Origin of the sequence: Verrucosispora sp. WMMA2044, assembly GCF_027497155.1 — a bacterium.
Classification (GTDB): Bacteria; Actinomycetota; Actinomycetes; order Mycobacteriales; family Micromonosporaceae; genus Micromonospora; species Micromonospora palythoicola.
In genome coordinates, this window is record NZ_CP114913.1 from 3,853,044 (window position 1) to 3,866,559 (window position 13,516).

Consider the following 13,516-nt stretch of genomic DNA (forward strand, 5'->3'; position numbering starts at 1 on the left):
CCACCGGTCCTGAGCACCTGGTCAGGCCGGCACCAGCAGTCCGACCAGTTCCACGTGCCGGGTCATCGGGAACAGGTCGTACCCGCGCAACGCCGCCAACCGCCACCCCGCCTCGGTGAAGACCCGCAGGTCCCGCGCGAACGCCGCCGGATCACAGGCGACGTAGGTCACCGCGCGCGGCCCGGCGGCCAGCACGTCGCGTACCACCCGCGCCCCGGCACCGGTCCGGGGCGGGTCGAGCACCACCACGTCGACCGGCCCGGTGACCCGGCGACGGGCCAGGGCGGTCTCCACCCGGGCCGCCACCACCTCGACGGCGGGCAGGTCACGCAGGTTCTCCCGGGCCGCCGCGACGCCGTCGCCGGCCGCCTCGACCAGGGTGACCCGCCCGGTCTCGCCGACCCGAGGGGCCAGCGCGGCGGCGAACAGGCCGGCGCCACCGTAGAGATCCCAGGCCCGCTCCCCCGGCCGGGGGTCGGCCAGCTCCAGCACCGCGTCGACAAGGGTGTCCGCGGCGGCGGGGTGCACCTGCCAGAACGACGAGGCGGGCAGCATCCACTCGCGGCCGGCGGCCCGCTCCCGTACCCGTTCCGGGCCGCTGACCCGCCGACCGGCCCCGGCCGCCACGGCGGTCACCGCCACGTCCCCGCCGGTGGTGGCGACGGTCTCCACCGCCTCGGCGTCCGGCCAGCTCACCCCGCTGGAGGTGAGCACCGGCAGCTGCTGGATCGCCGGATGGGCGATCAGGCAGCGGTCGACCGGCACCACCTCGTGGGAGCGGTGCTTGAGCAGCCCGGCGCGACCCGCCGCGTCCACCGCGTACCGGACCCGGGAACGCCAACCGAGCGGACCACCCGGCAGCGCCTCCACCCGCAGGTCCAGCGCGTCACAGCCGGCCTCGTCCAGCCCGCCGAGACGGACGAGCTGTTCCCGGACCACCGCCGTCTTCCAGCGCAGCTGCGCGTCCGGGGCGACATGTTGCAGGTCGCAGCCGCCGCAACGACCCGGTCGGGCGTACGGACAGGGCGGGTCGACCCGGTCCGGTGCCGCCTCCAGCACGGTGACCGCGTCGGCCCGGACGAACCCCCGGTGCACCTCGGTCACCTCGGCCAGCACCCGCTCACCCGGCAGGGCGTGCCGGACGAAGACCACCTGGCCGTCCACCCGGGCCACGCAGTGCCCTCCCGGGGCGACGGCCGCCACGGTCAACTCGACCCGCTCGGCCTCCTCCAGCCCGCTCACCGGGCCTCCCCGTCCGACGACTCACGCTCGGCAGGCGGCGGCAGGGTGGCGCGTGGTGCCACCCGAGGCCCCCGGACCGGTCCACGGCCGAGCGTGGCGTCCATCCGGGCGAGGTCCTTGCCGGCCGTCGAGGCGAGCTGCCACGGCACGCTCGTCACCATTACACCCGGCTCGAACAGCAGCCGCCCCTTGAGCCGCAGCGCGCTCTGGTTGTGCAGCAGGTTCTCCCACCAGCGGCCCACGACGTACTCCGGGATGAAGACCGTGACCACGTCGCGCGGCGACTCCCGGCGGACGCTGGCCACGTAGTTCAGGATCGGTCGGGTGATCTCCCGGTACGGCGAGTCGATCACGGTGAGCGGGATCGGCACTCCCCGACGGTCCCAGTCGGCCTGCAACTGCCGGGTGTCGTGGTCGTCGACGTTGACGGTCACCGCGGTGAGGGTGTCCGGTCGGGTGGCCTGTGCGTACGCCACCGCCCGCAGCGTGGGTTGGTGCAGCTTGCTGACCAGCACGATCGCGTGGTTACGGGCCGGCAGCACCGGCCGTCCGTCGTCGGGGGCGAGTTCGACGGCCACCCGGTCGTAGTGCCGGCGGATGGCCAGCATCAGCACGTAGATCAGCCCCATCGCGACGATGGCGATCCAGGCGCCGAGCAGGAACTTGGTGATCAGCACGATCACCAGCACCGTGGCGGTCATCGCCATGCCGAAGGTGTTGATCGCCCGGGACCGGAGCATCCGACGACGCACCTGCGGGTCCCGCTCGGTGCGCAGCAGCCGGTTCCAGTGCCGGATCATCCCGGCCTGGGAGAGGGTGAACGAGACGAAGACACCCACGATGTAGAGCTGGATGAGCTTGGTCACCTCGGCCTGGAAACCGATGATCAACAGGATCGCGAAGCCGGCCAGGAAGAGGATCCCGTTGGAGAAGGCGAGCCGGTCACCCCGGGTGTGCAGTTGGCGGGGCAGGTAGCGGTCCTGGGCGAGGATCGAGCCGAGCACCGGGAAGCCGGTGAAGGCCGTGTTGGCGGCCACGAACAGGATCGTCGCGGTCACTCCGACGACCAGGAACAGCAGCACCGACCCGGGTCCGAAGATCGTCTCACCGAGTTGTGCGGTGACCGTCTTCTGCACGTACCCCTCCGGGCTGGAGACGATCTGCAGGGCGGGATCCTCGACGAACTGCAGCCCGGTGAGCCGGGCCAGCCAGACGATGCCGACCAGCATGGTCACCGCGACCAGGCCGAGCATCAGCAGCGTGGTGGCGGCGTTGCGGCTCTTCGGCGCCTTGAACGCCGGCACCCCGTTGGAGATCGCTTCCACACCGGTGAGCGCGGCGCACCCGGAGGAGAAGCTGCGCAGCAGCAGGAACGCCATCGCCCAGCCGGTGGTGTCGTGCCACTCGGCGGCGATCACCAGGTCGGCGCTGGGGGCGCGCAGGTCCTCGCCGAGCACGACGACCCGGACCACCCCGGTGAGGATCATGCCGATGATAACGATCATGAAGCCGTACGTCGGGACGGCGAACGCGCTGCCCGCCTCCTTGATCCCGCGCAGGTTGACCGCGGTCAGCAGCGCCACGGCGGAGACCGCGATGAGCACCTTGTGGGTCGCCACGAAGGGAATCACCGAGCCGAGGTTGGCCACCCCGGAGGAGACCGACACCGCGACGGTGAGCACGTAGTCGACAAGCAGCGCACTGGCCACGCCCACCCCGGCGCGCGGGCCGAGGTTCACCGTCGCCACCTCGTAGTCGCCGCCGCCCGAGGGGTACGCGTGCACGTTCTGCCGGTAGCTGGCCACCACGGTCAGCATGACCACGACCACGCCGAGGGCGACCCACGGTGAGAACACGAACGCCGAGGCACCCGCGATGGAGAGCATCAGCAGGATCTCGTCCGGCGCGTACGCCACGCTCGACAGCGCGTCCGAGGCGAAGACGGGCAGCGCGATGCGCTTCGGCAGCAGGGTGTGCTTGAGCCGGTCGGACCGGAACGGCCGGCCGACGAGCAGCCGCTTCAGCAGGGAGGTGGATCGGGCCACAACGGCCAAGCGTACGGCCACCGGCGACGGGCACGTGGGGTGGCCGGTCACGGGCGTATCCGAGGCGGGAGTACCGTCGGTCCCCGGCCGCGGCCCGGACGTGGCAGGCTCGCAGGCGACGAGGCGCAGCGGTACGCACCGTGGGAGGCAGCGTGCATGTCGTGATCATGGGTTGTGGCCGGGTCGGCTCGACCCTGGCGCACAGCCTGGAGGCCCGGGGACACTCGGTGGCGGTCATCGACCAGGACGCGGACGCCTTCCGCCGGCTGCGGCCCGACTTCGCCGGGGTCACCGTCACCGGGGCCGGCTTCGACGGCGACGTGTTGCGCCAGGCCGGCATCGAGCGGGCCGACGCCTTCGCCGCCGTCTCCAGCGGCGACAACTCCAACATCATTTCGGCCCGGTTGGCCCGTGAGACCTTCGGCGTGGTCCGGGTCGCGGCTCGCATCTACGACCAGCGCCGCGCGCAGGTCTACGAACGACTCGGCATCCCCACCGTGGCCACCGTCCGGTGGACGGCCGACCGGATGCTGCGGCACCTGCTGCCCGAGGGCAACGTGGAGATCTTCCGCGATCCGACGAGCACCGTCTCGATCGTCGAGGTGCCGGTGCACAAGGACTGGATCGGTCGCCCGGTGCGGGCCCTGGAGGAGGCGACCGGTGCCCGGGTGGCGTACCTGATCCGCTTCGGCATCGGCACGCTGCCCACGGTGGCCAGCGTGGTGCAGGAGGGTGACCAGATCTTCATGCTGGTCACCGACGACATGGTGGCGGCGGTCACATCCGTGGCGGCGACGCCGGAAGGGGGTCAGTGATCATGCGGGTCGCTATCGCCGGCGCCGGCAACGTGGGCCGCTCCATCGCCCAGGAGCTGATCGAGAACGGCCACCAGGTGATGCTCATCGAGCGGCAGCCCCGGATGCTCCGGCCGGCCCGGGTGCCGGACGCCGAATGGGTGCTGGCCGACGCCTGCGAGCTGGCCAGCCTGGAGGAGGCCGAGTTGGCCGGCTGCGACGTGGTGGTCGCGGCCACCGGCGACGACAAGGTGAACCTGGTGGTCTCGCTGCTGGCCAAGACCGAGTTCGCGGTGCCCCGGGTGGTCGCCCGGGTCAACCGGGCCGAGAACGAGTGGCTGTTCACCGAGCAGTGGGGCGTGGACGTGGCGGTCAGCAAGCCCCGGGTGATGGCCGCGCTGGTCGAGGAGGCGGTCACCGTCGGCGACCTGGTCCGGCTGATGACGTTCCGGCAGGGCGAGGCGAACCTGGTCGAGATCACCCTGCCGCCGACCGCGCCCTACGTCGGGCACCCGCTGCGCGAGGTGCCCCTGCCCCGGGACTCCGCGCTGGTGGCGATCCTGCGCGGCAAGCGCGTCCTGGTGCCCAGCCCGGACGACCCGGTCGAGGCCGGTGACGAGCTGGTCTTCGTCTGCACCGCCGAGGTGGAGGACGCGGTACGGGCGGTGGTGCTCGGCCCGGACAGCGTCGAGCGCACCCGCGAGTCACGCTGACCGCTACGCCGGGCCGGGCCCGGCGCCCCGACCGCCGGTGCGGCTCAGCTCGGCAGCGGCTCCGTCGGGCGCTCGCGGGTCACCCGCCGCACCGTCCAGACCGTGATCAACAACAGCAGCACGTACGGCGGGTAGCCCAGGGCCAGCCGCGCCACCCCGAGGGCGGTCTCCATGTCGGCGGCGGCGGCCTCGTCGCCGAGCTGGTCGAACCGCCGGGCCGCCAGGTAGATGCCGGCCTGCACGCCCACCTTGGCCAGCCAGACGACGCCCCAGAGCACGGTCAGTCTGGTGAAGGTGCGCACCAGCAGAGGGTCGTCGCGCCACTGCGAGCTGCCCTTGGCCACCAGCACCGACCAGATCCAGCCGACCAGCGGTTGCCGGATCACCGCCGACAGCAGCAGGGCCAGGCCGTAGCCGATGCCGTAGAGGATCCCCGGCAGGTAGAAGTCGCGCGCGTCGCCGGTGCGCCAGGCGATGGCGGCGCCGATCCCGATGCCGAACAGCCCGTTGACCGCGTGCCGCACCGGTCGGCGCTGAGCCAACCGCAGCCCACCGATCAGCACCGCCACCGCCACCGAGGCGATCACGGCTGGCCGCAGGTCGGTGACGATGTTGGCGATCACGAAGACCACCACCGGAATGCTGGACTCGGCCAGCCCTCGCCAACCGCCGAGCTGGTCGGCCATCTGCTCGGCGACGGTGGGCAGCCGCTCCTCGTCCACCGGCCCGGTCTCCGGCTGGGTCGCCGGGTGCTGTCCGGTGGTCATCGCCCGCTGTCCATCCGCAACGCCCGCAGCTTCACTTCGACGGCTCCAGCTCGTAGTACGGGTTGTAGATCACCTTGCGGTCGTCGCGCACCGCGACCCGCCCCCGGGCCGTCAGGTGCCGGCCCGGCTCGATGCCGACGATGTGCCGTCGCCCGAGCCAGACCAGGGTCACGACGTCGCTGCCGTCGTAGAGATCCGCCTCCAGCGCCGGCAGGTTCGTCCGGGGGGTGTAGACGACGGTACGCAGTCGGCCGCTGACCGACACCACCTGCCCCCGACCGCACTGCAACACCGGCATCGCGCCACAGCGGGCACTCTCCCGCTGCAACTGCTGCGCCTCGATCTCGGCCTCGCTCGCGGTCAGCCGTCGCAGCATCCGCCGCAGCGAACCCCGACCCTCGTCGGTGGTCATGTGCTCCGCGTCACCCTCTCCACACCGGCCGGCTGGCACCGGAAGCCACGGCCGCCGGACGACTGCCGCGACGGCATCCGCCAGCGTACGCCGGACAGGGCGTTTCCGGCGCACCGGAAGCGCTCCTGCGGCCGTGCCGGGCACGCGCGCGGGGGCGGGGCCGCTGCTGGCCGATCAGCGGTTCCCGGGTGCCGACGCGGCGTCGGCCGGCCCGGTGGCCGGACCGGCCGCCGCGGCCTCTCCCGCCTCGCGGGGCAGCCGCAGCGGCAGCGGCTCACGTACCGGCTTGGCCTCCACCCCCCGGTCGACGACCAGCCCGTCCAGGCAGTGGGCCAACGGGCCGGCGGCGGACGGATCGGTGGCCGCCGCGCCCTGATAGACCGCCCGAACCATCCAGCGCGGGCCGTCGATGCCGACGAACCGCAGATCGGTCAGGCCGTCCTCGGTGCGTACCCGGGCGTGCAGCTCGGTGCCGTACTCGCCGGTGGCCTCCTGCGCGGCGGCACCGTCGGCGAGCAGCGACTGGCGGATCTCTTCGCGTACCTCGTCCCAGATTCCCTCCGACCGCGGGGCCGCGAAGACACCGAGTTGCAGGGCGCTCTGGCCGTGCACCAGCACGACCTGCTGGACCACCCCCTGCTGGTCGGCCTGCACCCGCACCTCGACCTCGGGCACCGCCGGGATCTGCAGGCTGCCCAGGTCGAGCCGCTGCACCTCGGCCGGGGCCTCGGTGACGTCGTACGGCCCACGCGCCGGCTCCGCCGGGGCCGACGGGGCGTCCTCGATCTCGGGCAGGTTCGTGGCCCGCTCGTCAAGGGCGTGCCGTCCCGCGGCCCGCTTCCGGGAGAAGATCACTGCGTCCAACCTCCGCTGTTCGCACTCACGGTGCCATCTTTTCCGTTCGCGCCGTCCGTGGCCGGCGGCGGTACCAACCCGGCGTGCCCGCCGGTGGAGCCGTGCCCGCCGGTCCCGCGTCCGGACGCGGGCAGCTCGGCCACCGGCTGGAAGATCGCTCGTTCCACCCGCTGCACGATCAGCTGCGCGATCCGGTCACCCCGGGCGATCCTCACCGCCGCGGCTCGATCATGGTTGATCAGGTTGACCAGGATCTCACCCCGGTAGCCGGCGTCGACCGTACCGGGCGCGTTGAGCACCGTCACGCCGAGTCTGGCCGCGAGCCCCGATCGTGGATGGACCAGGCCCACGTACCCCTCGGGCAGGGCGATCGCCACGCCGGTCGGCACCAGCGCCCGACCGCCCGGTGGCAGCTCCACGTCGGCGGCCGCCACCAGATCGGCACCGGCGTCACCGGGATGGGCGTACTCCGGCATCGGCAGCTCGGGATCGAGCCGCCGGACCGGCACGGGCACCACGTCGGTCATGATGTCCCTCTTTCGTCCGTTCCGCTGGGGGTGACCCTGTCATCCTGCCCGGTACCCGAGGGCCGCCGCGCCGTACCCTGGCATGAGTGAGCCAGTCAGCGTCACCTTCGTCCGTCTCGGCCCCCCCGGCGTACGCCGAGCGTCTGCGGCTGCCCTGGTGGTTGTGGCTCGCCGGGCTCGCGGCCGCCGCCCTGCTCGCCGTGGAGGTGTGGATGGGCGCGGCCGGTGCGCGCGCCTGGCTGCCGTTCGCGGTGTTGCTGCCCGCCGCTGCCGCCGGGCTGGCCTGGTTGGGCCGGATCCGGGTCGCGGTGACCGACGCGGAGCTGCGGGTCGACGACGCCCGGCTGCCTGTCCGGTTCGTCGCGGACGCCGTCGCGCTGGACGCCGCGGGGCGGCGTGAGGTGCTCGGTGTGGGCGCCGATCCGCTGGCGTTCGTCGTGCAACGCCCGTGGGTCCCCGGTGCCGTCCAGGTGGTCCTGAACGACCCGGCCGACCCCACGCCGTTCTGGGTGGTCAGTTCCCGGCACCCGGTCGAGCTGGCCGAAGCGCTGCTGGCCGCGCGGGACGCGGCCCGCTGATCCGAGCCGCCACCGGTCACCGGATCGTGCGGTGTCCGCCGACGCCGCTGCCGGCGGTCAGGACGACTCCGGCAGGGCCGGCGGGGTGGGCGGCGCAGCGGGCAGGGTGTGCCGCTGCCGGCGCAGGTCGGTGCGGAGCTGGTCGGCCAGCGTCCGGGTCGCCCGTCGGTTCAGGTAGCTCGCCACGGCGGCTCCGGTGAGGAAGGGACCGAGCGTGGTGAGGTTCCGGCCGAAGCGCTTGAGCAGCGTGTCCCGCAACTCGTTCCGAGCGGCCGTACCCAGCACGGCGCCCACGCCGACGCCGGGCATCATCGGGTTGACACCGCGCTGGCTGGCCCATCCCTGCACCAACGCGATCGTCCGCTCGGTGCCGCCGGCCGGCAGCGGTACGCCGTAGATCTCGTGCAGCTCACCGGTCAACTTCAGCTCCACCGCCACCACCGCGACCGTCTCGGCGGCGAGCAGTACCGGAGCGGAGAGCAGGGTCGGTGTCACCGTCCACTGCACCGCCGAGGCTCCGCCGCCGGCCGCGCCGACCCCCGCCGTGGCCCGGGAGGCGTTGCGGACCAGCCGGTCGGCCAGTTCCTCGTCCGACAGCCCGGGAAAGTGGCGGCGCAGGGTGTTCAGATCCCGGACCGACACGTGCGGGGCGATCTCCGCGACGGTGTCCACCATCCAGCGCAGCGCGGCCCTCGGCTTGAACAGGTCGCCGATCCCCCGGGCCCGAGCCTGTCCGACCAGCCGGGTGAGCAGTTGACGCCGTCTCGCCGGCTCGATCTCGTCGGCGGTCAGCGCCGCGACGGTCTTCCCGAGCTCGTCCCGGTCCTCGGTGCGCTCGCTGTCCTCGCTCATGACCGCACCACGGCGCCGCGCCCGCCGATTCGCTCGCTCATGGCTATCGAGTCAACCAGGTTGCGCGGCGTCGCGCTCGCCGAGCCGGGCGGCGGCGACTCCACTTGGGAGTCGCCGCCATGGTCGTGGTCGTCGCCCTGCGGTCAGACGCACTCTCGGCAGATCAGCTCGCCGTTGCGTTCGACCGCGAGCTGGCTGCGGTGGTGCACCAGGAAGCAACGGGCGCAGCGGAACTCGTCCTGCTGCATCGGTAGCACCTTGACCGTCAGTTCCTCGTCGGCAAGGTCGGCGCCGGGCAGCTCGAAGCTCTCAGCCACTTCGGCCTCGTCGACGTCCACGGCGCCCGACTGCGAGTCGACGCGCCGGGCCTTGAGCTCTTCCAGGCTGTCCTCGCCGAGGTCGACCTCGTCTCGGCGCGGAGCGTCGTAGTCGGTGGCCATCGGTTTCACTCTCCCATTTCGATGTTGTCGCTTCCGGTTGTAACGCCGGACGACGCTGTTTCGGTTCCGCTGGCCGGCCACCGCTAGTGTCGGCCACCTGACCCGACGACCGCTCGGACCAGACCGCCAGAGGATCTCCCCGGCGAGCGCGGAACCCTACCCCCCCTTTGGGCGAGGCATGTATACCGCCCTCGTGGCTGAGATGTACGCCCCTGCACGGGAAGTTGTTCCCAATGTGACTCAGGCGACACGAAGATAGGGGTAGTACTACCCCGTTCTCCGGTGGCGCGCCGGCATGTCGGACTGTTTCCACGCGACGGTCGGACACCCGTTAACCTCAGCGGCGTACCCGACGACCGACGGAACGGCCCGATCGTCGGCCGCCGCCACCCACCACTGCCCGGGAGTGACCTGATGAGCTTTGCGCGAGTGCGAGCACTCGTTGTCGTCGGTTTACTGGCGGTGGTCGCCCTGGTCTTCGTGGTCGTCGCCCTGGTCAGGGACACCCAGAGCAACGCCGGCGCCGGTGAGGGTTGTCCGGACGACTGGCCGCGCGCCGACGTCACCCTACGCGACCACAAGGACGTCAAGATCAACGTGCTGAACGGCACGGACCGTCCCGGTTTGGCCGCCGACGTCGCGGGTGACTTCCGCAACCGCGACTTCCAGGTGCAGAAGGAAGCCACCCAGAAGAAGAAGATCGACGACGTGGCGGTGCTGCGCTACGGGCCCAAGGGAGTCGGCTCGGCGCACCTGCTGCGGGCGTACTTCCTCGGCGACGCCGAGCTGGAGTACGACCCCAAGCGCGAGAACGACGTCGTCGACGTGGTCCTGGGCGGCAACTTCCAGCAGTTGGCCACCATCACCGAGGTCAACCAGTCGCTGGGCGACCTGGGTGCCCCGGTAGCCCCGCCCGGTTCCTGCCCGATGTCGGTCGAGGGCTGACCACCGGGTCGTCCAGCGGGCCCGACGGGCACCACACGGCCTCAGGGGCCGCCGGAGGCGTCCAGGGCGGCCAGGCGGTCGTGCAACGCGTCGAACAGCGCCGGCGGGGCGGCGACGACCATCTCCGGCCCGGGGGCCGCCCCCTTGAGCCCGCCGACCCGCAGACCGGCCTCGGTGGCCACCAGCGCCCCGGCGGCCTGGTCCCAGGCGGCCAGACCCTTCTCGTAGTAGGCGTCGGCCCGCCCCTCGGCGACCAGGCAGAGATCGACGGCGGCGGCGCCGAGACGGCGGATGTCGCGCACGTGCGAAATCAGCTCGGTCAGTACCCGGGCCTGGTGAACCCGGCGGGCGGCGTCATAGCCGAAGCCGGTGATCACCAGCGCCTGACCGAGATCGGTCTCGGTGGAGCAGTGCAGTCGCCGACCCGCCCGCCAGGCACCCCCGCCGACGGTCGCGGTCCACTCCTCGCCGGTGTGGATGTTGCGCACCACACCCGCCACCACCTCGCCGTCCAGCTCCGCGGCGATGGACACCGCGCAGTGCGTCAGGCCGTACAGGTAGTTGACGGTGCCGTCGATCGGGTCGACGATCCACCGCACCCGGGCACCCGGGCCCTCGCCACTGGCCGCGGCACCGTACTCCTCGCCCAACACGGCGTCGTCCGGCCGTAGCCGGCGCAGCTCGGCGGTGATCTGCCGCTCCACGGCCCGGTCAGCCGCGGTCACCACGTCCGTGACGGTGCTCTTGGTCGCCGCGACCGAGACTCCCTCGGTACGCATCCGGTACGCGGTGGCCGCCGCGCCCCGGGCCACCTCGATCGCGATCTCCAGCAGTTGCGGTGGCGGTGGCGCCGCGCGCTCCATATCCGTTCCCTCCCCGCACGGCCAGGTATCCGGCTTCCGCGCGGGTATCATCCTTACAAAGTCCAAAAGCGCACCGAATCGGCGGTCCCGACCGCCGATCAGCCGTGCGGCGCAGGATGATCGCCGCAGACGGCGTTACAATTCACCCCTGCCCACGCGCCACGGACCGCCCGACAGCCGGCCGGCCCGGGACACGGGGGTTCCTCAACCACATCGCCCGGCGCGGTGCCCTACGCTGCGTTGGACGAACCCGGCCGTGCTCGCTCTTCGCCTCCGGAAGGTCATTCGTGACAGAACCCCGCCAGACCGGCGCCGACGTTCGCTCGCTCACCGACACCTTGATCGCCCACGCGCAGAGCGCTGGCGGCCAGCTCACGTCGGCCCAGCTCGCGCGCACCGTCGAGTCCGCCGAGGTGACTCCGGCCCAGGCCAAGAAGATCCTGCGGGCGCTCTCCGAGGCCGGGGTGACCGTCGTGGTCGACGGCTCGGCCAGCACCCGCCGCCGGGTCGCCGCCGCCCGGTCCGCCACCCCCGCGTCCCGGGCCACCACCGCCAAGACCACCAAGAAGGCCGCCGCGCCCGCCCCGAAGCAGGCGCCCTCGGCCGAGGAGGCACCGGCGCCGGCACCGCGCAAGGCGACCTCGCGCAAGGCTGCCGGCACCACCGCCGAGGTGGCCGCCAAGGCCGCCGCGCCGGCCAAGAAGTCCACCCGGGCCACCAAGGCCACCGTGGCCGCTGCGGCGGGCGCGGCGAAGCCGGCCAACGCCGCCGAGGGCGAGGCCGCCGAGGGCGAGGTCAATCCCGAGGAACTCGCCGCGGAGATCGAGGACGTGGTGGTCGAGGAGCCGGCGGAGCTGGCCCAGGCCGCCGCGGCCGACGCGGCGAACTCCGCCACCGACAACGACTTCGAGTGGGACGACGAGGAGTCCGAGGCGCTCAAGCAGGCGCGTCGCGACGCCGAGCTGACCGCCTCGGCGGACTCGGTCCGGGCGTACCTCAAGCAGATCGGTAAGGTTCCGCTGCTCAACGCCGAGCAGGAGGTGGAGCTGGCCAAGCGGATCGAGGCCGGGCTCTACGCCGCCGAGCGGCTGCGGGCCGCCGACGAGGGCGAGGAGAAGCTCGTCCGGGACATGCAGCGCGACCTGCTGTGGATCTCCCGGGACGGCGAGCGGGCCAAGAACCACCTGCTCGAGGCGAACCTCCGCCTGGTCGTCTCGCTGGCCAAGCGGTACACGGGCCGGGGGATGGCGTTCCTCGACCTCATCCAGGAAGGCAACCTCGGCCTGATCCGCGCGGTCGAGAAGTTCGACTACACCAAGGGCTACAAGTTCTCCACCTACGCCACCTGGTGGATCCGACAGGCCATCACCCGCGCCATGGCCGACCAGGCCCGCACCATCCGCATCCCGGTCCACATGGTCGAGGTGATCAACAAGCTGGGCCGGATACAGCGCGAGCTGCTCCAGGATCTGGGCCGGGAGCCCACGCCGGAGGAGTTGGCCAAGGAGATGGACATCACACCGGAGAAGGTGCTGGAGATCCAGCAGTACGCCCGGGAGCCCATCTCGCTCGACCAGACCATCGGTGACGAGGGCGACAGCCAGCTCGGTGACTTCATCGAGGACTCGGAGGCGGTGGTCGCCGTCGACGCGGTCTCGTTCTCCCTGCTTCAGGACCAGCTCCAGCAGGTGCTGCAGACGTTGTCCGAGCGTGAGGCGGGTGTGGTGCGTCTGCGGTTCGGGCTGACCGACGGCCAACCGCGCACCTTGGACGAGATCGGTCAGGTCTACGGAGTCACCCGCGAACGGATCCGGCAGATCGAGTCCAAGACGATGTCCAAGCTCCGGCATCCCTCGCGTTCCCAGGTGCTCCGGGACTACCTCGACTGATCAGCATCCGTCAACTGATCGTGCCGTTTTGACCACCTGGCGTACAACGTCGGATGGTGATCAGGTGGTTGCACGAATGTGATCGTTGACGTGGCACCCTGGGTGCACGGCACACTGTCCGTGCCAGGTGTGACCTCGGTCCCCCGCGGGCACACAGGGAAGGCGAGGCCCGACAAGGGTGTTGCACGATAGGTGACCAAGACCGAAGAGAGTGTTCATCGGTGACGACCAGAGGAGGAAGGCGATGACCCCGACCCTCACGCCGCCGCCCGAGACGGTGAGCCCCCCGGCCGCCGATGAACGGTGCGACCGCTGCAATGCCGCCGGCAAGCTCCGGATCACCCTGGCGGGTGGCAGTGAGCTGGTGTTCTGTGGGCACCACGCCAACAAGTACGCCGAGGATCTCGTCAAGATCACCGTGCGGTACGCGACGGACCCGGAGTTCACCTGGCGCGGCGCTGACCTGATGGCCAACTAAGGCCTCAGCAGACCGGACAAAAGCCGGCCGGAGACATCCACAGGATGTCTCCGGCCGGCTTTCCCATACCCCCCACCCACCCCCCACCCACCCCGGTTGATCAAGAAGTTTTCGTC

The 13,516-nt window shown here is 71.8% G+C and carries 15 protein-coding genes; 6 read left to right on the forward strand and 9 right to left on the reverse strand.

The features are described 5' to 3' along the window. Positions 1-21: 21 nt before the first annotated feature. Positions 22-1,242 (reverse strand): TRAM domain-containing protein, encoded by a 1,221-nt coding sequence (locus tag O3597_RS17455; protein WP_281601793.1) that lies wholly within the window; start codon positions 1,240-1,242, stop codon positions 22-24. Further along, positions 1,239-3,287 (reverse strand): APC family permease, encoded by a 2,049-nt coding sequence (locus O3597_RS17460; protein ID WP_281601794.1) that lies wholly within the window; start codon positions 3,285-3,287, stop codon positions 1,239-1,241. Before O3597_RS17460 ends, O3597_RS17455 begins: the two co-directional genes overlap by 4 nt. Positions 3,288-3,439: 152 nt before the next feature. Here O3597_RS17460 and O3597_RS17465 point away from each other — a divergent pair, with 152 nt between their 5' ends. Beyond that, a complete protein-coding gene (locus tag O3597_RS17465) occupies positions 3,440-4,102 on the forward strand; it encodes a TrkA family potassium uptake protein (RefSeq protein ID WP_164445566.1) in 663 nt (220 codons plus the stop codon). A 2-nt stretch (positions 4,103-4,104) separates the two neighbouring features. Continuing rightward, positions 4,105-4,794: a TrkA family potassium uptake protein gene (locus tag O3597_RS17470; protein WP_166457899.1), complete on the forward strand. Its 690-nt coding sequence runs from the start codon at positions 4,105-4,107 to the stop codon at positions 4,792-4,794. Positions 4,795-4,838: 44 nt separating this feature from the next. On the opposite strand, the gene O3597_RS17475 is transcribed toward O3597_RS17470, so the two are convergent. From O3597_RS17475 to dut, 4 genes are all read right to left on the reverse strand, one after another. Next, on the reverse strand, positions 4,839-5,561 hold the full coding sequence (locus tag O3597_RS17475) for a DUF3159 domain-containing protein (protein ID WP_164445568.1): 723 nt from the start codon (positions 5,559-5,561) through the stop codon (positions 4,839-4,841). A 31-nt stretch (positions 5,562-5,592) separates the two neighbouring features. Further along, positions 5,593-5,973: an OB-fold nucleic acid binding domain-containing protein gene (locus O3597_RS17480; protein ID WP_164445569.1), complete on the reverse strand. Its 381-nt coding sequence runs from the start codon at positions 5,971-5,973 to the stop codon at positions 5,593-5,595. Positions 5,974-6,147: 174 nt separating this feature from the next. Next, on the reverse strand, positions 6,148-6,828 hold the full coding sequence (locus tag O3597_RS17485) for a DUF3710 domain-containing protein (RefSeq protein ID WP_164445570.1): 681 nt from the start codon (positions 6,826-6,828) through the stop codon (positions 6,148-6,150). After that, on the reverse strand, positions 6,825-7,355 hold the full coding sequence (gene dut / locus O3597_RS17490; protein WP_164445571.1) for a dUTP diphosphatase: 531 nt from the start codon (positions 7,353-7,355) through the stop codon (positions 6,825-6,827). Before dut ends, O3597_RS17485 begins: the two co-directional genes overlap by 4 nt. 86 nt (positions 7,356-7,441) lie before the next feature. On the opposite strand from dut, the gene O3597_RS17495 reads away from it, so the two are divergent. After that, the gene (locus O3597_RS17495; RefSeq protein WP_164445572.1) at positions 7,442-7,933 is read left to right on the forward strand and encodes a DUF3093 domain-containing protein; all 492 of its coding nucleotides are present in this window, start codon (positions 7,442-7,444) and stop codon (positions 7,931-7,933) included. A gap of 57 nt (positions 7,934-7,990) precedes the next feature. Here the strand turns inward: O3597_RS17495 and O3597_RS17500 are convergent, their stop codons facing one another. Together O3597_RS17500 and O3597_RS17505 are read right to left on the reverse strand one after the other, a co-directional pair. Then, entirely contained in the window at positions 7,991-8,785 is a 795-nt protein-coding gene (locus tag O3597_RS17500; protein WP_281601795.1) for a hypothetical protein, read from the reverse strand. A 143-nt stretch (positions 8,786-8,928) separates the two neighbouring features. Then, entirely contained in the window at positions 8,929-9,225 is a 297-nt protein-coding gene (locus O3597_RS17505; RefSeq protein WP_007075406.1) for a DUF4193 domain-containing protein, read from the reverse strand. Between the two features lie 429 nt (positions 9,226-9,654). Between O3597_RS17505 and O3597_RS17510 the strand changes: the two genes are divergently transcribed. Next, complete coding sequence (locus O3597_RS17510; protein ID WP_216592635.1) at positions 9,655-10,170, forward strand: LytR C-terminal domain-containing protein; 516 nt, start codon at positions 9,655-9,657, stop codon at positions 10,168-10,170. A 41-nt stretch (positions 10,171-10,211) separates the two neighbouring features. Here O3597_RS17510 and O3597_RS17515 read toward each other — a convergent pair whose 3' ends face one another. After that, positions 10,212-11,033 (reverse strand): inositol monophosphatase family protein, encoded by an 822-nt coding sequence (locus tag O3597_RS17515; protein WP_164445575.1) that lies wholly within the window; start codon positions 11,031-11,033, stop codon positions 10,212-10,214. A gap of 287 nt (positions 11,034-11,320) precedes the next feature. Here O3597_RS17515 and O3597_RS17520 point away from each other — a divergent pair, with 287 nt between their 5' ends. Together O3597_RS17520 and O3597_RS17525 are read left to right on the forward strand one after the other, a co-directional pair. Beyond that, positions 11,321-12,922, forward strand: a complete 1,602-nt coding sequence (locus O3597_RS17520) for an RNA polymerase sigma factor (RefSeq protein WP_164445576.1) — start codon at positions 11,321-11,323, stop codon at positions 12,920-12,922. A 244-nt stretch (positions 12,923-13,166) separates the two neighbouring features. Beyond that, entirely contained in the window at positions 13,167-13,400 is a 234-nt protein-coding gene (locus tag O3597_RS17525; protein ID WP_093410327.1) for a hypothetical protein, read from the forward strand. Positions 13,401-13,516: the final 116 nt, after the last annotated feature.